Origin of the sequence: Sulfurospirillum sp. SCADC, from assembly GCF_000743525.1 — a bacterium.
Lineage (GTDB): Bacteria > Campylobacterota > Campylobacteria > Campylobacterales > Sulfurospirillaceae > Sulfurospirillum.
Genome location: NZ_JQGK01000003.1, coordinates 51,335 through 75,037 on the forward strand (window position 1 = coordinate 51,335; position 23,703 = coordinate 75,037).

Annotated in this window: 22 protein-coding genes and 1 pseudogene; 17 read left to right on the forward strand and 6 right to left on the reverse strand. The window is 44.4% G+C overall.

Annotation, left to right across the window (positions count from 1 at the left end; genetic code table 11):
- Nucleotides 1–25: 25 nt before the first annotated feature.
- The 5 genes from ccsA to JU57_RS02665 all read left to right on the forward strand — a co-directional run bounded on the left by ccsA (nt 26) and on the right by JU57_RS02665 (nt 5,742).
- Entirely contained in the window at nt 26–2,401 is a 2,376-nt protein-coding gene (ccsA, locus tag JU57_RS02645) for a cytochrome c biogenesis protein CcsA (RefSeq protein ID WP_051906510.1), read from the forward strand.
- A complete protein-coding gene (locus tag JU57_RS02650; protein ID WP_037956607.1) occupies nt 2,398–3,048 on the forward strand; it encodes a hypothetical protein in 651 nt (216 codons plus the stop codon). Before ccsA ends, JU57_RS02650 begins: the two co-directional genes overlap by 4 nt.
- Nucleotides 3,049–3,064: 16 nt before the next feature.
- A complete protein-coding gene (locus tag JU57_RS02655) occupies nt 3,065–3,727 on the forward strand; it encodes a Crp/Fnr family transcriptional regulator (RefSeq protein ID WP_037956610.1) in 663 nt (220 codons plus the stop codon).
- A gap of 6 nt (nt 3,728–3,733) precedes the next feature.
- Entirely contained in the window at nt 3,734–5,113 is a 1,380-nt protein-coding gene (locus JU57_RS02660; protein WP_037956612.1) for a type IV pili methyl-accepting chemotaxis transducer N-terminal domain-containing protein, read from the forward strand.
- Nucleotides 5,114–5,175: 62 nt separating this feature from the next.
- Entirely contained in the window at nt 5,176–5,742 is a 567-nt protein-coding gene (locus JU57_RS02665; RefSeq protein ID WP_037956614.1) for an alpha/beta hydrolase, read from the forward strand.
- A gap of 12 nt (nt 5,743–5,754) precedes the next feature.
- Here the strand turns inward: JU57_RS02665 and JU57_RS02670 are convergent, their stop codons facing one another.
- Both JU57_RS02670 and JU57_RS02675 read right to left on the reverse strand, forming a co-directional pair.
- Nucleotides 5,755–6,465, reverse strand: a complete 711-nt coding sequence (locus JU57_RS02670; protein WP_037956617.1) for an LrgB family protein — start codon at nt 6,463–6,465, stop codon at nt 5,755–5,757.
- Complete coding sequence (locus JU57_RS02675) at nt 6,462–6,809, reverse strand: CidA/LrgA family protein (RefSeq protein WP_037956618.1); 348 nt, start codon at nt 6,807–6,809, stop codon at nt 6,462–6,464. The genes JU57_RS02670 and JU57_RS02675 overlap by 4 nt, the downstream gene beginning before the upstream one ends.
- 20 nt (nt 6,810–6,829) lie before the next feature.
- Between JU57_RS02675 and JU57_RS13955 the strand changes: the two genes are divergently transcribed.
- From JU57_RS13955 to JU57_RS02685, 3 genes are read left to right on the forward strand one after another with little or no spacing between them, the layout of a single operon-like run.
- Nucleotides 6,830–6,994: a hypothetical protein gene (locus JU57_RS13955; protein WP_294875461.1), complete on the forward strand. Its 165-nt coding sequence runs from the start codon at nt 6,830–6,832 to the stop codon at nt 6,992–6,994.
- Entirely contained in the window at nt 6,981–7,847 is an 867-nt protein-coding gene (yhdJ, locus tag JU57_RS02680; protein ID WP_037956619.1) for an adenine-specific DNA-methyltransferase, read from the forward strand. Before JU57_RS13955 ends, yhdJ begins: the two co-directional genes overlap by 14 nt.
- Nucleotides 7,840–8,940 carry a hypothetical protein gene (locus JU57_RS02685; RefSeq protein ID WP_037956622.1) on the forward strand — a complete coding sequence of 367 codons (1,101 nt, stop codon included), beginning with the start codon at nt 7,840–7,842 and terminating at the stop codon, nt 8,938–8,940. Before yhdJ ends, JU57_RS02685 begins: the two co-directional genes overlap by 8 nt.
- 12 nt (nt 8,941–8,952) lie before the next feature.
- Here JU57_RS02685 and JU57_RS13630 read toward each other — a convergent pair whose 3' ends face one another.
- Both JU57_RS13630 and JU57_RS02695 read right to left on the reverse strand, forming a co-directional pair.
- Nucleotides 8,953–10,272, reverse strand: a complete 1,320-nt coding sequence (locus JU57_RS13630; protein ID WP_051906512.1) for a TIGR04283 family arsenosugar biosynthesis glycosyltransferase — start codon at nt 10,270–10,272, stop codon at nt 8,953–8,955.
- Nucleotides 10,254–11,345, reverse strand: a complete 1,092-nt coding sequence (locus JU57_RS02695; protein WP_037956623.1) for a phosphotransferase — start codon at nt 11,343–11,345, stop codon at nt 10,254–10,256. The genes JU57_RS13630 and JU57_RS02695 overlap by 19 nt, the downstream gene beginning before the upstream one ends.
- A 292-nt stretch (nt 11,346–11,637) precedes the next feature.
- On the opposite strand from JU57_RS02695, the gene JU57_RS02700 reads away from it, so the two are divergent.
- From JU57_RS02700 to JU57_RS02720, 5 genes are read left to right on the forward strand one after another with little or no spacing between them, the layout of a single operon-like run.
- Nucleotides 11,638–12,084 (forward strand): rhodanese-like domain-containing protein, encoded by a 447-nt coding sequence (locus JU57_RS02700; RefSeq protein ID WP_051906514.1) that lies wholly within the window; start codon nt 11,638–11,640, stop codon nt 12,082–12,084.
- On the forward strand, nt 12,084–12,755 hold the full coding sequence (locus JU57_RS02705; RefSeq protein ID WP_037956636.1) for a TVP38/TMEM64 family protein: 672 nt from the start codon (nt 12,084–12,086) through the stop codon (nt 12,753–12,755). Before JU57_RS02700 ends, JU57_RS02705 begins: the two co-directional genes overlap by 1 nt.
- Nucleotides 12,745–13,857 carry a (Fe-S)-binding protein gene (locus JU57_RS02710; protein WP_294875468.1) on the forward strand — a complete coding sequence of 371 codons (1,113 nt, stop codon included), beginning with the start codon at nt 12,745–12,747 and terminating at the stop codon, nt 13,855–13,857. Before JU57_RS02705 ends, JU57_RS02710 begins: the two co-directional genes overlap by 11 nt.
- Complete coding sequence (locus tag JU57_RS02715) at nt 13,854–14,489, forward strand: TVP38/TMEM64 family protein (RefSeq protein WP_051906516.1); 636 nt, start codon at nt 13,854–13,856, stop codon at nt 14,487–14,489. Before JU57_RS02710 ends, JU57_RS02715 begins: the two co-directional genes overlap by 4 nt.
- Nucleotides 14,479–17,460, forward strand: a complete 2,982-nt coding sequence (locus tag JU57_RS02720) for a radical SAM protein (protein ID WP_037956644.1) — start codon at nt 14,479–14,481, stop codon at nt 17,458–17,460. The genes JU57_RS02715 and JU57_RS02720 overlap by 11 nt, the downstream gene beginning before the upstream one ends.
- A 1-nt stretch (nt 17,461) precedes the next feature.
- Here JU57_RS02720 and JU57_RS02725 read toward each other — a convergent pair whose 3' ends face one another.
- Nucleotides 17,462–18,322, reverse strand: coding sequence for a DMT family transporter (locus JU57_RS02725; RefSeq protein WP_037956647.1), 861 nt, complete (start codon nt 18,320–18,322; stop codon nt 17,462–17,464).
- Between the two features lie 123 nt (nt 18,323–18,445).
- Nucleotides 18,446–18,646, reverse strand: a pseudogene (locus tag JU57_RS02730) (4Fe-4S dicluster domain-containing protein); the annotation flags it as partial.
- 175 nt (nt 18,647–18,821) lie between these two features.
- On the opposite strand from JU57_RS02730, the gene JU57_RS02735 reads away from it, so the two are divergent.
- The 4 genes from JU57_RS02735 to napA all read left to right on the forward strand — a co-directional run bounded on the left by JU57_RS02735 (nt 18,822) and on the right by napA (nt 23,702).
- On the forward strand, nt 18,822–19,958 hold the full coding sequence (locus JU57_RS02735) for a nicotinate phosphoribosyltransferase (protein ID WP_037956650.1): 1,137 nt from the start codon (nt 18,822–18,824) through the stop codon (nt 19,956–19,958).
- 54 nt (nt 19,959–20,012) lie between these two features.
- Nucleotides 20,013–20,264 carry a type II toxin-antitoxin system RelB/DinJ family antitoxin gene (locus tag JU57_RS02740; protein ID WP_037956653.1) on the forward strand — a complete coding sequence of 84 codons (252 nt, stop codon included), beginning with the start codon at nt 20,013–20,015 and terminating at the stop codon, nt 20,262–20,264.
- Nucleotides 20,261–20,518: a type II toxin-antitoxin system YafQ family toxin gene (locus JU57_RS02745; protein WP_037956656.1), complete on the forward strand. Its 258-nt coding sequence runs from the start codon at nt 20,261–20,263 to the stop codon at nt 20,516–20,518. The genes JU57_RS02740 and JU57_RS02745 overlap by 4 nt, the downstream gene beginning before the upstream one ends.
- Nucleotides 20,519–20,912: 394 nt before the next feature.
- Complete coding sequence (gene napA, locus JU57_RS02750) at nt 20,913–23,702, forward strand: nitrate reductase catalytic subunit NapA (RefSeq protein ID WP_037956659.1); 2,790 nt, start codon at nt 20,913–20,915, stop codon at nt 23,700–23,702.
- Nucleotide 23,703 lies beyond the last annotated feature (1 nt).

A 23,703-nucleotide genomic window follows, 5' to 3' on the forward strand; every position in this document is an offset into this window, starting at 1 on the left:
TAAGTGTGTTATACAAAGGACAAACGTGTTGCTCAAAGTTTTTGGCTCCTACAAAACAACGCTGATACTGCTTTTCTTTTTAGCCGTGGGTGCTGCGATTGCAACGTTTGTGGAAAATGACTTTGGCACAGCGGTAGCTCGTTATTATATTTACAATGCACTCTGGTATGAAATGCTTTTGGTTCTTGCTGCGATCAATCTTGCCATCACGCTTTACCGCTCCAAAATGATGTTACATGTAAGCCGTTTTACCTTTCATGCGGCGTTTATTCTCATTCTCATAGGATCAGGTCTCACACGTTATTTTGGCGTGGACGGTGTGATGAAGATACGCGAAGGCTCAAGTTCCAATATCATTTTTTCCAGTGAAAAAAATGCGGAGATCACGTTACCGTTTGCGCTACACCTCAATGACTTTGAGTTGGAGCGCTACTATGGCAGTCGCTCGCCTTCAGCTTACACCAGCGATGTTGAGGTGCGAGATGGCAATACAACGCTCGATGCGCAGATTTACATGAACCACACACTAAGCTACAAAGGGTACAAATTTTTTCAAACCTTTTACGATCCCGATGAAAAAGGAACGATCCTCTCCGTCACCAAAGACCCAGGTGTTGAAGTGACCTATGTGGGTTATGCACTGCTTTTTTTAGGGCTGATTCTCAATCTGTTTGACCCAAAATCGCGCTTTCGTAAGCTCATCTCCGAGGTCAAAAGCAGTTCACTTCTCGTTGTTTTCATGCTTTTGGTTCAAACACCGTTATGGTGTGAGAGCGAATATGTGCAAACGTATTTGAGTGAGCATCAGGCGAACAGCAAAGAGGTCAGTGACGCGTTTGGAAAGCTGGTCGTGCAGTCGCGCATGGGGCGCATGAAGCCTTTTGACACCTTAAGCCAAGAGGTACTGTATAAACTGAGCGGTAAAAATAGCCTGTACGATATGGACGCGATGCAAATAGCCCTTGGCATGCTCTCACACCCCAGTGTCTGGAAAAATCTGCCGATGATTCAGACCAAAACGCCTAAACTTCGAGCACTCATCGGCATTGACAGCGCCCAAAAATTAGCTTCGTTTGAGGACTTTTTCGACGGGCATCGTTACAAACTAGATGCTGAGCTTCAAAAAGCGCTCGCGATGAAACCGAGCACACGTGGCACCTTTGAAAACGATCTGATCAAAGTCGATGAACGTCTGAGCATCGCGTTTATGCTCTACCAAGGCGTGTTGTTTAAAATCTTCCCACTGCCCAACGATGCGAATCACACGTGGCTGGCATATGAACAGATGTTTGCGCAAATGGAGGGTGCGGAAGCTGAAAAACTCAAAGAGAGCTCCACCGCATTTATCGAGGCACTCTTTGAGCGTAATTACGCCAAAGCACTTTTACATGTAAAGACGTTTTCGGATTTTCAAAGCAACTATGGCGCGCAGATTATGCCTTCACCCAAGCACATTCAGATTGAAATTTTCTACAACAAACTGATGCTTTTTGAGCGATTGACCTTGGCGTATGTGCTGTTAGGGTTAACGCTTTTAGTCGTTGCTTTTGGGCGTGTTTTTGCTCCCAATACCTTTACATGTAAACTCACGCAACCGCTCTTTTTCATCGTGGCATTGCTGTTTGTCGTGCATACCTGTGGACTCGCACTGCGTTGGTACATCAGCGGACACGCACCTCTGAGCGATACCTACGAGTCCATCGTTTACATCGCGTGGTCGTGTCTGCTTTTTTGCATGCTTTTCTTGCGTCGTTCGTTGTTTGCCCTTTCAGGTTCGGTGATGATGGCGGGCATCTTTATGTTTGTTGCACATCTTGGGCACATCGACCCTGAGATCACCAATCTTGTACCCGTGCTCAAATCGTTTTGGCTTTCGGTGCATGTCTCCATCATTACGGCGAGTTACGGTTTTTTAGCGCTGGGGTGTGCGTTGGGATTGTTCACGCTCATCCTCTTTACATGTAAACGCTCAATCAAGATCGTTGCCACCATTAAACACCTCACTGCCATCAATGAAATCACCCTGATTTTGGGCTTGAGCCTCTTGGTCATCGGTAACTTTTTAGGTGGCATTTGGGCGAATGAGTCGTGGGGGCGTTATTGGGGTTGGGACCCGAAGGAAACATGGGCGTATATCTCTATTTTGGTCTATGCGATCATTTTACATGTAAGGCTTGTGCCACGGTTTTATTCGCACTATCTTTTTGCAGTGCTTTCCCTTTTAGGCTTTGCCTCCATACTGATGACCTACTTTGGTGTGAACTTTTACTTAGCTGGCATGCACTCCTACGCCACGGGCGATCCTGTGCCGATTCCACTTTGGGTCTACGTCTGCAGTGGCGTTGTTCTGAGCTTAATCGCTCTTTCGTATAAAAATAAAAATTTAAAGGAAGAAAAATGAAAAAATTGTGTTTAACGTTGGCAACCTTCGCCTGTAGTTTAGCCCTGCACGCAGGCGATGTTTTTGAAGGTGTGGTCGTCGATACGCTCAATGGTGGTGGTTACACCTACCTACAGATTGACGATACCAAGAAAAAATACTGGGTTGCGGTAGAGGGAACCAAGGTTGAAAAAGGAACGGAAGTGCGTTTCACCGAAGAGTTACGTGCCAAGAATTTTGAGAGTAAATCGCTTAACCGCACGTTTGATGAGATCGTCTTTGCTTCCAACCTTCAGTACCGCACCAATGTTCCTGAAAAAGGCAATCTTGCTCTTGTGAGCGAGCAGGTCAAAGAGTCTCCGTATAAACAAAAGGATACCATGAGTGTTAAAGAAGCGTGGGAAAAACGTGCCAGTTTGAAAGATAAAACGATTGCGATTCGAGGTAAGGTTGTGAAAGCTTCTCCGAATATTTTGGGTCAAAATTGGATTCATATTCAAGATGGTACGGGTGAGGGAAGTGAAGTTGGGCGCATTGTTTTTACCTCCAAAGAGCTTCCTAAAGTTGGGGACATCGTGACCGCAAAAGGTGTCGTGAGCGTGGATAAAGACTTTGGTTCGGGCTATTTTTACAAGATCATTGTGCAAAATGCTACCTTTAGCAAATAAACTTTAAAGAGTAACGATGACAAACGATCCTTTGGCACTTATTGCTTCCTTGCCACTGTTTGATTCCCTGCAAGGTGACGATCTTCAAAAAATCGCCTCCTTTTGCAGTGTGCGTCACCATAAAGCCGGTGACGTGCTCTTTTATGAAAAAGACACCAAAGATGCGATCTATTACATCATCAAAGGCTCGGTCAAATTTTACAAAGTGGATCGTTTTGACAATGAAATCTTCCTCTACAAACTCTACTCCAACTCCCTGATTTTCAATGTTTCCAAGCTCATCGACAGCTTTTTTATCAGCTGTTACGCGAATGCCGAGTTTTTGGAAGACAGCACGGTGCTCTCCATCCAAAGTGAGCCATTTCGTGCGATGATCTATGCCAATCACCGCTTGATGACGAAGATTTTGGAAGAGTCTTTTAAGATGATTCAGCAGATGCAGTGTATTATTAGCCGTGATGTTGTCTTTGATGGAACGGCGAAAGTCGCACACATGCTCGTCAATGAGTTGGAGACGTTTAACCATCTTAAAAAACATGAAATTGCCTATATGTTGCACATTCAGCCTGAGACACTTTCACGTATTTTAAACAAACTCACCCGTAATGGTACGATTGAGATCGAAAAAAACAGCGTTGTGGTCTTGAATATTCAAGAGCTCAAAGAGATTTATGAGTAGGACAGCATGATCAAACCAACCACCATTAGCACCAAAATGAAACTCGCAGGCGGACTGCTTTCGTTTGTGATTATTTTCATCATTTCACTCACCGTTATGATGAATCAGATGAGTAAAAAAGACTCCTACATCATCAACATCGCAGGCAAACAGCGCATGCTCTCTCAAAAGATCAGCAAAGAGACCTTTTTCATCGTGCATCGCCATACCAACGACTTTCGCGAGCTCAACACGGCGGTCGGTCTGTTTGAAAGCAGTCTCAAAGACCTCCTGTATGGCAATGATGCCAAAGGCATTTACGCGCCTCAAAATGATCGCATCAAAGCCAAACTTGAAGAGGTCATGAGCCTATGGCTTCCCTTTCGCTCGGAAGTAGAAGCGCTTAAAAGTGGCATCGAAGAGGTGCGCCCCGATATGGAAGTGCTGACCCCTCGCATCGAAAAACTCCTCGTGCTCTCTGACACGGTGGTGCAACGCATGGTGGGAGCAGGTCTGAACAACATTCACATCGACCTCTCTGGTCGTCAACGCATGCTCTCTCAACGCATGGGGCTCTATGTCAACCGTTATTTGCGCTCAGCCAATGCGCAAGATCTGCTCGTTTATGCCGATGCCAAAGCACTGTATAACAAAACGATCAAGAGCTTTTTAGAGGACGCGGCGGTCAAAAATGCTCCCGAAGTCTACGCCATCGTCAAAGAGAACAACGCGTATTGGGAAGAGTACATGCTCTACTTAGACCATGTCATCGTACTGGAGAGTGAGATCAACAAGCATTTGGCGTATGTGTATGAAAAAAACGTGCAACTGCTCAACGCGATGGATGAGGCGGTTTGGCTCTACACCGACCACAGCGAAGCCAAAAACGATATGTTCCTCAAATTTCAGTACATCGCTCTTTTGATTGGGCTTATCATCATCGTCTATGCATTTGTGATGACCAAAGAGATTACGGAACATTTAGAAGGATTTGTGCAAAAAGCCAAAGAGCTCGCACACGGCGATATAAGTAGCTTTTCTTCTCAAAATGTAACGCTTTCTTCAAACGGGGAAGATGAGCTCAAAGAGGCGTCAACGCACATCTCGCTCTTTGTGCAAAAGGTCAATCTTGCGATGAAAGACTCCGAAGATGCGCTCAAAAAAGCGGAAAATGCCGTCTCACAACTGCAGCAACTCGCGGAAGAAGTCGAAGATGTCATCGAAGATATGGGCATTGACGAGAATGCAAAAAAGACGTTTGATAAAAACGTGAACGCCACAGAGGACATCGCCATTCAGTCGGCCGAAAATCTCATCCATGTGAACCGAATGCTTCAAAAGTTGAAAAAAAGCCTTAATGCGATGGTCGAGAGTAGCAACCAAATGGACGAAAAAAAAGAAGTGTAACAATTCATTTAAACTCTTGATGTATCATGATTGAAAAGATTGTATTGTATTAAGAGGCTTGAATGAAAAAAGTTTACATTATTCATGGCTATTTTGCTTCTCCGAGCGATCATTGGTTCCCGTGGTTCGTCGAAAAAGTGCATGCAATGTATGGCATCGAGGTTGAGGTATTACGCATGCCAACACCTGAGACGCCGCATGTTGAGGTATGGCTTGAAAAACTGCGCGACAAAATCGGCACGCCCACAAATGAGACGTTTATCATCGCGCATAGTTTAGGCTGTATCACCCTTTTACGTTACCTAAATAGCTTCCAAGAGAGCTTTGCCCTAGGTGGCATGATCTTAGTCTCTCCGTTTGATAAACCCCTCGAAATTTTCCCCAATTTAGACCCTTTTGTTGACACCAAACTTGACTACGCCAAGCTCTCACGCAACATCCTCCAAAAGCATGTCATCTTCTCCGATAATGACATGTACGTTCCCTCTTTTATCAGTAAAGAACTGGGTTCCAAACTCGACAGTGCGCTTCTCGAAATCCCACGAGGCGGGCATTTCTTAGGCATCGAAGGCTTTGAAATGTTCCCCGAACTTTATGAGGTTTTTAGGCAGATGATGAGTAAGTATTGATTTACATGTAAACTACAAAAACCCAATCACAATCGGCAACACAACAGCGATAAACACACCCACCAACCCCATCGCCAAGGCTGAAAACGCCGCGGCATTTTCGCTGATCTCAAAGGCTCTAGCGGTTCCCACAGCATGAGAGATAAGTCCAAGTGCGAAGCCTTTGGCGGCGTCGTGTTTGATCTTGAGCAGTTTAAAAATAAACGTACCAAAGAGCGCTCCCAAAAGTCCTGTGATGACGACAAATCCGATGGCTAAAGCGGCATTGGCACCGATGTCATGCGCGGTGATGAGCGTGATGGGCGCCGTGACTGACTTGGTGGTCATCGAGAGCATCGTGATCTTGGATGCGTCAAAAAGCCACAAAATGCCCACAGCGCTGAGGATGGTAAAGATGCCGCCAAAAACAAGCGTGATGAGAATGGGCAGAAAATAGGACTGAATCAATTTGAGATTTTTATACAACGGAAGTGCTAATGCCACCGTGGCAGGTCCTAGAAAAAAGTGCAATATAAAGACCGAATCAAAATACTGTTTGTAAGGAATTTTTGCCAGTAAGAGAATGGGAAGCATGATGACATACGCGATAACAATGGGCTGCAAGAGCGCGTTTTTACCCGTCTTTTCGTAAATAATAATCCCGATTTTATAGGCACTGAGCGTGATGATAATCCAGCTAAGAGGCGTGTTCATCACATAAGCGATCAATGCGTCAACGTTCATTTTCTCTCCTTGCTCGAGATCAACACATCCATTAGTTTGACACTAAATGCGAGGGCTAAGAAGGTTCCTACGATCAACGAAGCGAGGATAGCAAGAAGTTCATTGGAAATCGTCTCAAATTGGGTGATAATGCCTGCGGCGGCTGGAATGATGAAAAGAGGCAAATAGCGTAGTAGCCAAAACACCGCGTTATCAAGGGCGTGAAAACTCCCTTTGCGGATCATCAAAAAGAGCAAAAGCAACACCATACCGATGATGGCTCCGGGGATTTTGAGCATAAAAAGTTTACTGATGCACTCTCCGACAAATTGGAAGAGTATAAGGGTCAAGATACCGTGTAGCATGGCTTTCCTAAAGTTTTTAGATGGATTATACAGAATTTAGTTTCGGTGCGCTTTATACTCATGTGCTAATGCGTATTGTTTATGCAAAAAATATCAAAAAATACCTGATTGTTTCAGTAAAAATTTGTTATGATAAAATTAGATTAAGCAAAATAGTTGAAGGTTGGGCGAATGCAAATAGTTGAAAAAAATGGGCATACATTAATATGTGCCGATCTCAATGATGCTCTTGTAACCATTCCCGATAATTCAGTCGATTTAATTTTTATTGATCCTCCGTATAATATTGGTAAAATTTTTGAAAATACGCACGATAAATGGGAAAGTGATGAAGCGTATCTGCATTGGAGTTATCATTGGATTGATACGTGCATTGAAAAATTAAAAGATACAGGTTCCTTGTATATTATGACTTCAACGCAATTTATGCCCTATTTTGATCTCTACATTCGTAAAAAATTAAAAATTCTCTCACGCATTGTTTGGTATTACGATAGTTCTGGAGTACAAGCAAAAAAATATTTTGGATCGTTGTATGAGCCTATTTTGTTTTGCGTTAAAAATGACAAGAGCTATTGTTTTAATGCCCAAGAGATTCTTGTTGAAGCAAAGACAGGCGCAAAGAGAAAACTGATTGACTACCGCAAACCCACACCTACGCCTTATAATGTGGAAAAAGTCCCAGGAAATGTATGGGAATTCCCACGTGTACGATACCGCATGGAAGAGTATGAGAGCCACCCTTCCCAAAAACCCATCCATCTATTAGAGCGAATTATTAAAGCATCTTCTAATGAGGGCGATGTTGTTTTGGATCCTTTTTCAGGAACATTCACAACATCGTATGTTGCAAAAAAATTGGGGCGAAAGTCTATTGGAATTGATATTTCAGAAAAATATTTTCAAATAGGGCTCAGAAGAGTTCTTGGGTTGGAGCATCACAATGGCACAGCATTGGAGCGTGAAGCCAAAAGTTATGAGGGTAAACCTAGCAACCATGAGCAGATGACACTGTTTGGTAAGGTCTCAAATGCTTGAACATAGTTTTACTCAGAAAATAATTGAACAGCTTTTTGAACACACAGGCATTGCAGGGAAAGAGCTTATCAGGCAATCTCCTCTTTTGCACTATATTAACCTCAAGACAAAATCTGCGAATCGTGGTTCAAAATCACGAGGAAGCTTTGCAAATTTATATGCTATTTATGTTCTTGTCGAAGATTATATCAAGGTCTCAGAAACGCAAGAGTATGCTAAGTACGAAGGGGCAATATTTTCTGATTTATTTTCGAGGCAACGAGAGCTACCTTTTGGGGCTAAACTTCAAAATCATGCACTTAACCATAGACTCAACGAGGAGTTTCATAAGTATTTTCCAACATTACAATCCCAAGTCATTATGCGTGAAAAGAGCCGGTATTGGATTAATACCTTTTTCTTAGAAGTTATGATTGATGGGAAGAAATATAATCTTAGCCGCGCCATTATTTCGATTATTGATTTGTACATCGAAGAAAAACGCAATGCGTTTGAGCGTTTTATTAAAGTATGTGAAGGCTTGCAGACGCTTGAGAGCAAGGATTCTGGAAAAGCAAGTGAATTTATTCTTGGTTTATTAAAACCCAATGTAGATGCTCGTTTATTTGAAATTGTCAGTTTTTCTATTTTAAAATATTTTTATCACAATCAAAAGATATTTTGGGGTTTTAGAAAAGAGGATTTGACGGAAGAAAATTTAACATTATATAAGACAGGTCGAACGAATGCAAACGATGGTGGTATCGATTTTGTGATGAGACCTTTGGGACGGTTTTTTCAAGTAACGGAAACGTTAGATGTCAAAAAATATTTTTTAGACATCGATAAGCTTGAGCATTATCCTATTATTTTTGTTATTAAGACGGAAGAAGAAATTCAAACGGTGAAAGATAAATTGCGAAGTACGGCTATGCAACAATTTGGTATAGAAAAAATTGTTGAAAAGTATATGGCGTGTATTGAAGAGATTATTACGATTCCTATCTTGGCAACTTATTTTCATCATGCAATTAGCGAAGGAAACCTTGCTTATATTTTGCACGAAATTGTCAATCAAAGTAAACTAGAATTTAACTACGAAGCAGATGAATAAGAAACGTATTTTTTAGTGTGTTTTGTAAAATCGTGAAAGTTTAATAGGTGAAACTCCGATCCAGTAAAGAAAGCTTAAAACACGGTTGCGAAGCGTGACGTAGAGGATGCCTTCTTTATGCCACCTTCGCGGTGAGGTCAAGACTTTGGACTTTAAAAGAGTGATCGTGTGATCTCGTTTTTTCAGCCGTTTCATGATCTCCACATCTTCCATGAGCGCAATGTGCGCGTACCCTCCAAGAGTCCTAAAAAACGAAGCTTGGAAAAAATGGGCTTGATCGCCGTAGGGAATTTTTGTTATGTGGGTGCGAAGATTTGCCAGCGTTTCGATGCAAAAAAGCCCCAGATGCGATGTGTTAATGCCAAGGCTAAAGGCACCTGCTTTGGTTACATGTAAAGCGTTTTCGATCTTTTGATCCCAGTGATAGGGCAAAAGCGTGTCGGCGTGTAGAAAAAGCAGCATTTCCCCTCGTGCCTTTTGCGCACCTTCATTCATTTGCGTGCTTCTGCCTTTGGATGAAAACGCGACGCGAACCGAGCTTACATGTAAACGCTCCACGGTGGTTTTTTCATGCGTATCGACCACGATGATTTCGTAGTTTTGGGTCTTTGCCATTGCTTTAAGATGCGATAGCGTGTGAATCAGTGTCTCCTCTTCATGATAAACGGGAATGATGACACTGATGCGTGGAAGTGTACTTAACGTACTTTGCGCAAAGCGTGTCAGAGGTGAGTCATAATCTTTACATGTAAACGCACGCAAATCCTCTAACGTGTCGATGTCACGCAGCATTTCCCCTTTAGCGACACGAAGAGGCGAGAGTTTTAGAAGCGTGTTGGCGTAGACATCGCTTTGACTGTAGGGAATGCCTTCAAACGCCTCTTTGCAAAAGGTGTGTGCGTGAAAACCGATGAGGTAGTAGCCGCCGTCTTCCGTGGGCGAGAGCATCGCATCGTGGTTGCAAAGGTGGGCAAACGCCTCTTCGAAAAGGCGCTCATCCACATTAGGGATGTCCGAACCTACCAAAATCGCACGTTTATAGCCTTTTTCAAACACTGCCTCAAAAGCGTTTTGCATACGCTCGCCTAAGTCATTTCCGCTTTGGTAAAAAAGCGCTTTTCCTTCTAAATAAGAGGGCAAAGCGGTGCGCTCTTCATCATCGTACGCTACGATGACATCGGTGTTTTGAGGAAGCGTGAGGTTCAAGAGGTGCTCACACATGAGGCGGTAAAGCGTGGTGGCATTGTCATTCCCAATCCCCTCCGCCAGACGTGTTTTGACACGCCTAAAAACAGGCGCTTTCATAAAAAAAATCAGTGCGTTTTGGTGCATAAATGTCGTTCCACAAGGGTGATAAACGCTTCAAAATGCTTTACATGTAAAAAGGTTTCAATCAGTTCGATGCTCAGTTTTTCGCACAGCGCGTAGGCTTTGGTTTTGTCTTCCACTGACGCAATTGCTTCCAGCGGCTTGGCTTTAGCAGGTACGACCAAACGACGTGAAAGTTCGGCGCCACAAAAGCCAATGCTTTGTTGCAGTATGTGCAAAGGCACGCTGCCCATATCGTTTTCAAACGCTTTCCAAAGGGCGCGAACGATAGGCTGAAATTGGATAGGTTTGTGCCTAAAACAGTTGTAAATCTCGCCAAAAATAATGTGTGCCAACAGCGTGCCGATGTCAAAGCCAAGTGGTCCCCAAAAGGAGAATTCTGCGTCGATGATGGCAAGGTTTTCATGCTTAATCATGATAGAACCCGTGTGCAAATCGCCGTGGATCAAGCACTCTTTTTCGTTTTGAAACAGGTTTAAAAGCACGTCAATATTCTGCAAAAATGTCGCGCTTTTAGGCGCAGGACTAAAGTGTGAGGGCAGCATTAACGCAGGGTTATTTTCGATGTGTGGAAAGATAAAAATGTACTCTTCGCTGATGCGCTTTAAGGTTGCGTTTTCATAGTAAGCGGCTTCATGTTGGGATGGCACTTTCGTGTAAAGGGCTGCTAAAAATGTGCCCAGTTTCGCGTACAACGAAAGGGCGATAAACTGATCGAATTGCGCTGTTTGCAAGAGTTTGTAGCCCACCAAATCTTCCATCGCAAAGCAAAAAGAGGCTTCATCGAGGTGGTAAAGCGTTGGAATCAAAGAAGGTGCAATGCTTTTAAAGTAGCCAAGCGTGTGCATCTCGACGCAAATGCGGTTTTGAGGCAGTGGAAAATCCTTGCCCAAAAGCCGAAGAAAGGGCGCTGCGTATTTGAGAATCAGCGAAGTACCACTTTGGTCGCTGATGCGAAAGATAAAGTTTAAATTACCATCGCCTATCTCTTTCACGTTCAGAGGTGGATGTCTGAAAAAAGTATTTAAAGCCGTTGTTCGGTCGATGTACTCTCGTATCTCATTTTCAGTCTGCACGATAAATCCTTACATGTCAAAGCGCCATTATAGCAAAATCAGTCAATAAACATTGACCGTGTTAACCTTTTTCTAAGTCACAAAAGCTTATGATAACATCCAAATCATGTAACGGCTTAAGGTTTAAGCGTACATCAAAATGACATGACACTGCTCTTTTTGATATATTAGACTTCTTTCATAACCCATTGAAAAAAGTGATGTGCTATGAGCAAACTCTTTATCTTTTCAAGGGTTATGAAAGAAGTCTATTTCCCAACCCTTACATGTAAATATTTCCTTAGGAGAATCGATGAAACTCTCTTCATTGTTAGCGTTACCCCTTGCGGCATTATTGCTTATTGGATGTGGTGGAAAAGTGAAAGAAAATGCTAAGTACAACTACATTACAGCGGATGAAACGGCAAAGTTGATGCGTGAAGACGCCTCTAAAATCGTCTTGGTGGACATTCAAGAGAAAAAAGATTTTGAGGAAGAGCATTTAAAAGGTGCGCTTGAAACCTATGCGTATCCTGTTAAAACCGAGGATGAAAAAGCCCGACTTGCAGCATTGCTTCCAGACATTAAGCCAGATCAAAAAGTGATCATCGTCTGCCCAAGAGGCGGTGGAGGAGCAGATAGGGCGTATGACTTTTACCTTGAAAAAGGGCTCAAAAAAGAACAACTCTTAACGCTCAAAGACGGTCAATACGGTTGGCCTCGCGATAAAATCAAAGATGTTTTAGCCGTTAGCAAATAATGCTCAAACCTTCCAAAATCGCGATACTGCTTCTTAGCGGTGTCGCGCTTACCCTTTTTTTTATCTGCCCTCAGACACGCCATTTCTTTTTTGAGTTGATCGCCCTGTTTCAAAGCTTAGACATCGAAACTATCAAAGCGTACATTCTCTCCTTTGGCATGCTCGCTCCTTTGGTTTCTTTTGCGTTGATGGTCTTTCAAGCGGTCTTGGCACCACTTCCAGCGTTTCTCATCACCTTTGCGAACGCAGCGCTCTTTGGCTGGGTGTATGGAGCCGCACTTTCATGGTTTAGCGCGATGGTGGGAGCACTGTTGTGTTTTTACATCGCCAAGTTTTTGGGTCGCGATGTGGTCGAAAAACTCACCAGTAAAATGGCGTTGGAAAGCGTGGATGCTTTTTTTGAGAAGCATGGCACGTACGCGATTGTGATCGCCAGACTGCTTCCGTTTATCTCCTTTGATGTGGTGAGTTACGCCGCAGGGTTGACCTCCATGAGGCTGAGCTCTTTTTTGATCGCCACAGGTATGGGGCAACTGCCTGCAACGTTGGTCTATTCGTACGCAGGAGAGATGCTCACAGGCGGCGCTAAAACGGTCGTTTACGGTCTTTTGATCTTGTTTGCGGTTTCTATTTTGGTCTACCTGATCAAGCGGGTGTATCGTGCAAAGTGAGATTAGCGCGTATGAAAAGGCGTGTGTAGACTGTAGGAGCTGTATGAAGGGCTGTCCGATGCTTTACAGCTTCACCATTTCTCCCAAAACATTGCTGAGTAAATTTACCACGGAACGTCCTTCGAGCGATATGGCATTTGCCTGTGCCAATTGTGGACTTTGCGCGCATATGTGTCCTCAAGACATCGACTTTGGAAAGGTGTTTACCGCTTCCAAAGCGCAGTTTGCGGAAGATAAAAACGTGTTGAAAAAGTACGGTTATGGTGCGGTCATCTTCCACCAAAAAAGTAGTTTTTCAAGACTTTTTTCGACGACTAAAAGCTTTACGCAAGGAGCGTACACGCATATGGCATTTATGCCCGGATGTGCGCTGAGCTCGTACTCTCCACGCCTTATTCATACGGTTTTTCATTACTTACAATCCAAATGCTCAGGCATGGGCATCATTCAGCAGTGCTGTGGCACACCCACACGCATGATGGGCGACATGACGCAGTTTCAAACTTACCATTCCAAGCTTGAGCGTGATCTTGAAAAAATGGGCGCAACCACGGTGGTGACTGCGTGTGAGAACTGTTTTATGAGTCTTAAAACCTATGTGCCGCATATCAAAATCGTCTCGCTTTATTCATTGTTAGCTCAAATCGGACTGCCAGAGCATGCAAAAGAGCGCCATAAAAATGCACCCAAAATGGCACTGCATGACCCGTGTCCGACGCGGTATGAAAAAGAGATTCACCACGATGTGCGCACGCTTTTAATGCAGATCGGATTGCCTTATGAGGAGTTCAAACAAAACCGTGAAAAAACGCTCTGCTGTGGCAGTGGGGGCATGTTGGAACTCACCCATTCGGGCTTAGCGCATGAGCAGATGCGTTCTCGTGCCCATCAAACGGAGTGTGAGAGCATTGTCAGTTACTGCCAAAGTTGCGCGGAGTCGATGAGTAAAGGGGGTAAAAACGGGGTGCATCTGCTCGATCTCATCTTCAATCCTGCGTTTGCGATGAAACAAGAAGTGCCGGGCACTTTAAAAAAATGGTATAACCGTTTTAGCTCACGCCAGAAAATCAGCGCTTTAAAGGATAACGCATCAAAAAAGTGATTTTGTTTTTAGCCTTTGGCATCGTGATGTTCGTCTTTTATAAAATGGGCGTGCTCTCTTATGCGCAAGTCGAATCGATCCAAACCTTTGTGCAAAGCTTTGGCATCTACGCACCGCTGATCTTCATCGTCCTTTTCACGCTTGCACCCCTCATCTTTTTTCCCGATGGCATTTTAGCGCTTGCCGGTGGGCTTATCTTTGGGTTTGCGTGGGGTAGCGTTTATATCATTTTAGGTGCGTTGTGTGGCGGTACTTTGTCGTTTTATCTTGCACGACTGTATGGCAAAAAAATGCGTGAAAAATTGGCGCATGAAAAGCTGATTACCTTTCAAAAAAGCGTTCAAAACCATGGATTTGTGGTGATTTTACTCCTTCGTTTAGTGCCACTTGTGCCGTTTAATATCATCAGTTACAGCGCAGGGTTTTCTACGATTCGCTACCGTGATTTTTTCTTGGCAACGCTTTTGGGCATGCTTCCTGGGGTTTTGGTGTATGCGAACATCGGAGCACAATCGCTGAGTTTTGGAAGCAGGGAATTTTACATTTCGGTAGGTTTATTGGGCGTACTTGTCGTGATTTCAATGATTTTAAAACACCGTGTCAAAAAGAGGTTAGAAGCGTATGAAAAATAGTTGGCAGAGAATCGTTTTTGAAGAGCGTCCGATTTACGTGCACCGTTTTAGTGCAGACTGGTTTGTGCCAAATGCAAGTGCAGATGCGCTTTTACAAAGTGCGGAAAAAAGCCTTGCGTATGAGACGTTAAAACACCGCATCTCAGAGCCCAATCCGCTGGTTTACACACCCAAATCCTCTTCCAAAACAGCTCTTCACGAGTTTTGGATACACCTCACCAACCGTTGCAATCTTAGCTGTACGCACTGCCTTTTTAGCTCTTCACCTAAAGAGAAAGATACGCTGAATTTCGAGACGATTGCTTTACATGTAAATGAGGCGTACACTCTTGGCTGTCGGCTTTTTATCATCAGCGGTGGTGAGCCGTTGGTGCATCCTGAACTGTTGGCTTTGGTGGAGATAATTTTAGCGATGAGCGACACCGAAGTGGTCATTTTAACCAATGGCATCTTGCTTGAAAAAGTCTTTACATGTAAAGACTTCCCAACCTCACGTCTGCACTTCCAAATCAGCCTTGATGGATTGCCTAAAGAGCATGATGCGATTCGAGGCGTTGGGAGTTTTGAGAAACTTGAGCGCAACATCCTTTGGCTTCAAAAAGCAGGGTATTCGTTCTCGCTTTCGGTCTGTCTGCATCCACTGAATATCCACAGTTTAGATGCGATTGTGACGTTGGCAAGCGCACTTAAAGCGGGTCATCTGCATTTCTTATGGTACTTTTCGCGTGGACGAGGCGTTGATGAGGGCTTGATAGCGCATGACACGCTCTTTAACGCGCTCACAAACGCCTATCAAAAAGCGCAAACGTTAGGACTTGTCATCGACAATTTTGAAGCCCTGAAAACACAAATCTTCGCGCCAAAAGGCACGGTGCATGACGGCTCAAGTTCAGGGCGCAGTTCCATCGCTTTAGGTTACGATGGGCACTTTTACCCCAGTGCGGCGATGGTCGGCGAGGGCGCACTTTGGATGGAAGGAGAGAGCATTGCTGAAGCACTTGAAAGCAGAGTGGCTAAAGACATTGCGTCGCATTCCATCACCGCACTCTCTTCACCACTGCGCTTTTTACTTGGTGGCGGCGACTTAGACCACAGCTTTTCGCATGCCAAAACAGTGATGGGCGATGACCCGTATGAACCGCTGTTGGAAAAGCTCGCATTGTGGCTGATCCTGCAAGAGGCGAAGCAGTTTGAATCTTTACATGTAAAGCCTGCTTTATGTTTGGAGATGGGCGACATTCTTTACAGTTGTGGGGCAAATGAGGGCGTGGCGCATACCCATGCGAACTGTCTGCTTGCCACTGGGGAGAGCGAGTCGTTGCGCTTGGTCAAAGCCTTTTACCATGATGCGGCATTGGAAGATAAGGAAAGCATTCTCAATCCTGCGTGCTACGAAGAGCAGTACCTTTCGCATATTCCCTCCCATTTGCGCTTTCGAGGCTACGGCTGTGGAAGTCCTATCTTAGATGCGAAACTAAAGCAGGGTGAGTCGATGCTAGATTTGGGTTCAGGCAGAGGCATTGAGTGTTTTATCGCCTCCAAATTGGTGGGTAAAAATGGGCGTGTGGTGGGGGTTGATATGCTCGACTCGATGCTGAAAATCGCGCGAAGTGGGGCAGAAGAGGTGGCTCAAAGTCTGGGGTATAGCAACCTCACGTTTGCCAAAGGCTACCTTGAAGCATTGCCTGAAAATGAGGGGAGTTTTGATGTCATCACTTCCAACTGCGTGCTCAATCTCTCCAGTCATAAACGCAAACTCTTTGCGGAAATCTTTCGGGTGCTGAAAAAGGGTGGAAGGCTTGTGGTCTCCGATGTCATCTGCGATGAAGAGGCGAGCGCTATCATCCGCAATGATGCGAAACTGAGTGGCGAGTGCATCGGTGGAGCGCTTACGCAAACCCATCTTTTAGGACTGCTTCGTGAGAGTGGGTTTGAGCATATTGCGCTTATCAAACGCTTTTTTTACCGTGAAGTGCAAGGGCACAATTTTTACTCGCTCACCTTTGAGGCGTACAAATCCAGTGAACAAAAGAGGATCGAAGTCATCTATAAAGGTGTGGGCGAGAGCCTCGCGTTGGACAACGGTGTTGTGCTGTTTAAAGGCATCAAAACACGTATCGATGAGGCGTTGGCGAAACGGTTGGAAAGCGAGCTGTTTCTACTCGATGAAAAGGGAAATGCCACCAACCAAGAGGGGCAAAGCTGTTCGTGTGCGACACCGCCTGAGGCGAAATCAAGCCTTTTAGTGGCACCTACAGCAAAGGTTTCCTTTAGTGTAGCACCTAAACAAAATCATAACTGCATGGTCTGCTCCTCAGAGCTTGTCTATAAGGCGACGCTTGAAGAAGCCACATGCTCCTACTGCGGAAGTATCAGTCATCAAAGCGTTACATGTAAAGAGGGGCATTATGTCTGCGATGCGTGTCACTCTAAAGAGGCATTAGCGGTGATAGAGCATCTCTGTGCAACATCCCAAGAGCGTGATATGCTCAAACTTTTTAGGCAAATCAGAGAACACCCCAGCATCCCAAAACACGGTCCTGAACACCACGCGATGGTGCCTGTCATCATCGTAACTGCCTATAAAAACAGTGGTGGAAAACTGCCCGAAAATGCACTTAAAGCCGCCATTTCAAGAGGTTCTAGCGTGATGGGTGGCGCGTGTGGGTTTTTAGGAATTTGTGGTGCGGCAAGCGGTGTTGGCATTGGTTTTGCCATTTTGTTAGAGGCTTCACCCGTAGCAAAAAAAGCGCGCTCCACAGCTCAAAAAGTAACGTACGCGGTGCTCGGCAAAATCGCCGAATACGAAGCGGCTCGTTGTTGTCACAGGGAAGTCTGGACAGCGCTCAACATCGCCTCATCGTTGTCCGAAACGTTTTTACATGTAAAGCTTTTGGCTGAGAGAGAAACCAAATGCGATCAGAAGAAATTTAACCAGTATTGTTACGGCAAAGCGTGCCCGATCTTTTAAATCAATGGGTCTGATACCGCTTCATAAAAAAATGATGCAACCACAATGAAAAGGCGATGACACCGCTTCCCAAAGCGAGCAAGGTGTAATTGGTTGGTGTTCCCCAAATGAGAAGGTTCATCACTAATCCTGCGGGAACTAAAGCATTGTTCATGATGCCAAGCACGCCTGCATCGACTTCACACACGCCCTTGTTCCATAGAAAATACCCAAGCCCTGAGGCTACGACGCCCAGCCACAGTAAAACGCCCCATTGTGTGAAGGTTGGGGAGAGTTTTTCTGTGCTGCCAAACCATCCAAACGCAACTAAACTGACGATCAAGGCTCCAAAATGAAAGTACCCAAACACGTCGCGTTGTGAGATGTTTTGATGCGACTCCATCACTTTTTTATAGGCACTTTGCCCGATGGCAAAACAGATATTGGCCCCTTGTATCATCAAAAAACCGGTAATAAACTGCGATGTCACATCGTGGTAACGGATGATATACGCTCCCAAAACCGCCACACCCGTGCTCACAAGATACAGGGGTTTGAACTCTTTTTTTAAAGCATCATAAGCTAACGTCACGTAAATGGGGGTAAAAATGGTGAAAAGAATGACCTCAGGCACGCTAAGAAACAGAAAGGATTGGTAGAAAAAGAGGTACATCATGCCTATTTGTACACTGCCGATCAGCATGATTTTCAGTTTTAATTCCGTAGCGATTCCTCGAAATTTTGTGAAGGGTAAAAAGAGAAGTGAGGCAAGGGAAACACGCACTAAGACAGCAAAATAGCTATCGATTTTCCCAGATAAAACTTCGCCAATAAAACTAAACGAAAACGCCCAGATCAGCGTCATCAGAATCAAATATCGCATGGATGTCCTTCTTAAAACGAAGCCATTACTATACCATGCGGATGATTATGTTTAACGTAAAAAATTGCAGAAGAGAAGAAGGCAGGTCAAGCCTGCCTTAATGACATGCAATTACGCACCTAAAACAATACAGCCCTCTGTTGGACAGGCTTCCATACACGCTGGTGAGCCATGATGATCTACACACTCAACACATTTGTCTGGATAAACATAATAAATATCTGCTCCTGTTGGGTTGTCGCTATCATCCACAATAGCCTCCACAGGACACTCATCAATACAGGCGCCACATGAGATACAAATATCTGTAATTTTTACTGCCATAACTTTTCCTTAAATGAGATTTTTAATCAAAAAATTTTACTGTAAGATCGTAGCATGAAAATAGCGTTACATGTAAAAGCGGCTAGACGTTAAAAATTTACGATATTTCCTTTTTTCTCAGCAATTTTATAGCAAAAGGAGACTATAAAGTGAAGATGAAACGACAAGGATCTGCATGCAAAACAGTCACAAATCTGATTCAATCAACATCTCCTCATGGACCGATAAATACTTTTCAAACACCAAAGCGATCATCGAACATTTCGGAGACACAGACGTCACGTATGCGTTCTTTTTACGTCGCCCCGTACTTTGCGCAACGCGTTTAGCTACGCAGTGGATTCAAGCACAAGCGAAAAAGGACGGCATGAGAGTTACCATCGAAATGCTGCACGAAGAGGGCGAATGGGTCGGTGCAGGCGAGCCTTTGTTTTATCTCAGCGGTTCGTTTGCTTTTTTGGTGGAACTCGAAACGCTCATCTTACAAAAGCTAGGCTCCGCGTGTGTTGCCGCTTACAATGCCTATGAGATGTGCCAAATACTCCCCAATGTCGCTTTTTTAGCGATGGACGCGCGCCATTGTGCAGGTACAGAAATGGCTGAGATGATGGCGTATGGGGCATCGGTTGGCTCAAACGTGGCACAAAGTAAACTGGGAGCGGTAGGATTTATCGGCAATGCAACCGATGCAACGGCTCATTTTTTCGGACGTGAAAAAGGGCTGGGCACGGTTCCTCACGCTCTCATCGGTTACTCTGGCTCAACGCTAAAAGCGGCTCAAATGTTCCATGAATGCTTCCCCAAAGAGAATATCCCCATCTTAGCGGACTATTTTGGTCAAGAAATCACCGATACCTTGGAAGTCTGTAATGCCTTTGCAGGCTTGGCGCACGAGGGAAAGATCGCCGTGCGCCTCGATACCCACGGTGGACGCTTTTTGGAAGGACTTGATACGCAAAAAAGTTACCATGTCCTAGAACGCCATGCACCCGATGCCGTGCGCGATTACCGCACGGAAGCCGAGTTGCACGACCTGATCGGCACAGGTGTTTCAGCCGCGGCACTATGGAGTATGAGGGAATCTCTGGACAACGCAGGATTTCCAAAAGTACGCATCATCGCCTCTTCAGGCTTCACACCGCAAAAATGCCGCTCAATGGCATGGGCAAAAGCGCCCATCGACATCATCGGTACAGGCTCTTTTCTACCCGATAAATGGAGTGAAACCAATGCCACAGCCGACATCATCGCTTACGGTGGTGTGCCAAGGGTCAAAGTTGGACGGGAATTTTTACTTAAGAAGAGTCGTTAAATTGTTTGTAATTGTACTACGTTTGTGGTACAATTTTATAAAAAAGGAGACACCATGAGAACCAGTACCAGTGTTCGCATCGATGAAGAGACAAAGCTGATTGCCTCGGAAGTATTAAAACAGTATGGTATGAGCCTGAGTGAGGGAATTAACCTTTTTTGTAAGCAAGTCGTTATGACGTATTCCATCCCTTTTGAGTTAAAAGTGCCAACGGAGAGAATGAAAAAAGCACTCAAAGAGCTAGAGAAGAGAGAAGGAAAATCATTTGATTCCATCGAAGCATTAAAAGCTGATCTTGAGTCATGAAATACTCCATCTTTCGTACATCTTCTTTCAAAAAAGCCTATAAAAAGCTCTCTTCATCTGAGCAAGAACTTGTTTTAACGATTGTTGTTAAACTTGCTCAGGGTGAAAGTTTGGATGAAAAATACAAAGATCATTTTCTGATAGGCAACTATAAAGGATGTCGGGAGTGTCACATTAAACCCGATTTACTGCTCATCTACAAAATCAATAACGATGAAGTGGAATTGGTTTTGGTAGAAGTTGGTAAATCGTGAAGCATTGCCCGACTTTTGAATATATATTTGGTTTATAATACCCGCATTATGTACAAGAATGTCTCTAGATGCTTTCGCCTCGGCGATTTGCTCAAGTTCATCTTTTGAAACGTGAGGAATAGAAACAATTTTATATAAATCACCCAAACTGCTAGTTGCGAAGAAGGGTCTAAAAATTTAGAAATTTATAATGAAAAGTAGAAAGGGAGAGGCTACTTTTTATCTGCCACAAACTCATAGAATTCTGGTAAATAACGTTACATCTCTTTTTTACATGTAAACCCAAAATCCCCACAAAATTAAATTTACAAAACTAAAATATTGACTTAAGTCATAGATTGGATTTTTGCTAAGTGATAGAATGACCTCGTAACTCAAATCAGGAGGTTTCAACATGTCGCTTTCAAGAAGAGACTTTTTAAAAACATCTGCCGCTGTGAGCGCTGCTGCTGCGGTGGGCATTAGCGTGCCTTCCGAGCTTAAGGCCGCAGGGGAACACGCCGAAAAAGATTGGCGTTGGGACAAATCCGTTTGCCGATTCTGTGGTACCGGTTGTGGTATTATGGTTGCGACCAAAGAGGGTAAAATCGTCGCAGTCAAAGGTGATCCAGCAGCTCCCGTCAATCGCGGACTGAACTGCATCAAGGGCTATTTTAATGCCAAAATTATGTACGGAGCGGATCGTCTTAAAGAGCCACTTCTTCGGATGAACGACAAAGGCGAATTTGACAAAAAAGGTCAATTCAAACCTGTTTCATGGAAACGTGCGTTTGACGAGATGGAAAAACACATCAAAGCCGCTTTTAAAGTCGGAGGTCCTGAAGCCATTGGTGTTTTTGGTTCCGGTCAATACACGATTCAAGAAGGCTATGCCGCGGCGAAGCTTATGAAAGCGGGATTTCGTGCCAATGGAATTGATCCTAATGCCCGTCACTGTATGGCATCAGCGGTTGCTGGTTTTATGCAAACCTTTGGCATCGATGAGCCAGCAGGCTGTTACGATGACATCGAACTCACCGACACGATTGTGACGTGGGGCGCCAATATGGCAGAGATGCACCCGATTTTGTGGTCACGGGTGAGCGATCGTAAATTAACAGATCCCGATAAAGTCAAAGTGGTCAATATTTCGACCTATACGCACCGCTGTTCTGACTTAGCCGATCTTGAGATTATCTTCTCTCCAAGTACCGACCTTGCGATGTGGAATTATATTGCGCGTGAAATTGTGTACAACCATCCCGAATCTATTGATTGGGATTTTGTTAAAAAACATACTATTTTTGCAACAGGTTTTGCCAATATTGGGTATGGAATGCGCACAGAAGCCGAAGCAAAGAAGCTAGGGTATTCTGCAAAAGAGCTTGAAATCATTAAAAAAGAAGATGCCAAAGTCATTAGTGAAAAAGAGGCTCCCGGTCTTGCTCACTTAGGTGTCAAAGTGGGCGATACCATGAAAATGGACAAAGCAGGCGCTGCTGGGGCTCACTGGGAAATTACCTTTGAAGATTTCAAAAAAGCGTTGGAGCCTTACACCTTAGACTACGTTGCGAAAATTTCTAAAGGCAATCCCGATGAGAGCCTTGAGGATTTCAAAGCAAAACTGCAAACACTTGCCAATCTGTATATCGATAAAAATCGTAAAGTTGTCAGCTTTTGGACGATGGGCTTTAACCAACATCAACGTGGTACGTGGGTCAATGAGCAATCGTATATGGTTCACTTTTTATTGGGAAAACAAGCCAAACCAGGTTCAGGTGCGTTCTCATTGACAGGACAACCGAGTGCGTGTGGAACGGCACGAGAAGTGGGAACATTCACCCACAGACTTCCAGCCGATATGGACGTTTCTATCCCTGCCCACAGAGCGGTCAGTGAAAAAATTTGGAAACTCCCTGCGGGCACACTCAACCCCATGGGGTATCAACATATTATGAATATTCACCGTCAAATCGAGAGTGGAAAAATAAAATTTGCATGGGTCAATGTGTGCAATCCTTACCAAGACACCGCCAATGCGGAACACTGGATCAAAGCGGCTCGTAATTTGGACAATTTTATCGTCTGTTCGGATGCGTATCCTGGCATTTCGGCTAAAGTGTCTGATCTTATCTTGCCTTCTGCGATGATTTATGAAAAATGGGGATCATACGGCAATGCAGAGCGTCGTACACAACACTGGAGACAGCAAGTCCTCCCCGTTGGTGATGCGATGAGTGACACATGGCAGTGGGTTGAGCTTTCCAAACGCTTTACGATTAAAGAGGTTTGGGGTGAGCAACCGATCAAAGATGGCAAGCTTCCAAATGTCATCGAAGCTGCAAAAGCGATGGGGTACAAAGAAACTGACACCCTTTATGATGTTCTCTTTGCCAATGAATTTTTCAAATCATTCAAAGCAAAAGACCCGATTGGGGAAGGGTTTGATAACTCTGAAGTGTTCGGGGATAAGCGTGGCGTAATGGGCAGCGATGGCAAAGCGTGGAAGGGCTATGGTTTCTTCTTGCAAAAAGCTTTATGGGAAGAGTATCGCCAATTTGGACTAGGTCATGGACATGACTTGGCGGATTTTGACACGTATCATAAAGTCAGAGGTCTTAAATGGCCCGTCGTCGATGGCAAAGAGACCCAATGGCGCTTTAATGCGAAGTACGACCCGTATGCGGCAAAAGCCAATAACGGTGAGTTTGCATTTTACGGTAGCGCAGCAAAAGCACTCAAACGTGGCAATCTTGTAAAACCAACCACCGAAGAGACCTTCTCTTTGAAAAACAAAGCAAAAATTTTCTTTAGACCCTATATGGATCCATGCGAAATGCCAGATGCCCAGTACGATACATGGTTGTGTACAGGACGTGTGTTAGAGCACTGGCACAGTGGCACGATGACAATGAGGGTTCCTGAGCTTTACCGCGCTGTTCCTGAAGCATTGTGTTATATGCACCCTGAAGATGCAAAAATGAAAGGCTTTAAACAAGGCGAATTGATTTGGATGGAGAGTCGAAGAGGGTCGTGTAAAGCACGTGTCGAGACGCGTGGACGTAACCGAACCCCACGAGGGCTTGTGTTTGTGCCTTGGTTTGATGAAAAAGTGTTTATCAACAAAGTGTGCCTCGATGCAACATGTCCGATCTCAAAACAGACAGACTATAAAAAATGTGCGGTTAAGCTTTATAAAGCCTAAT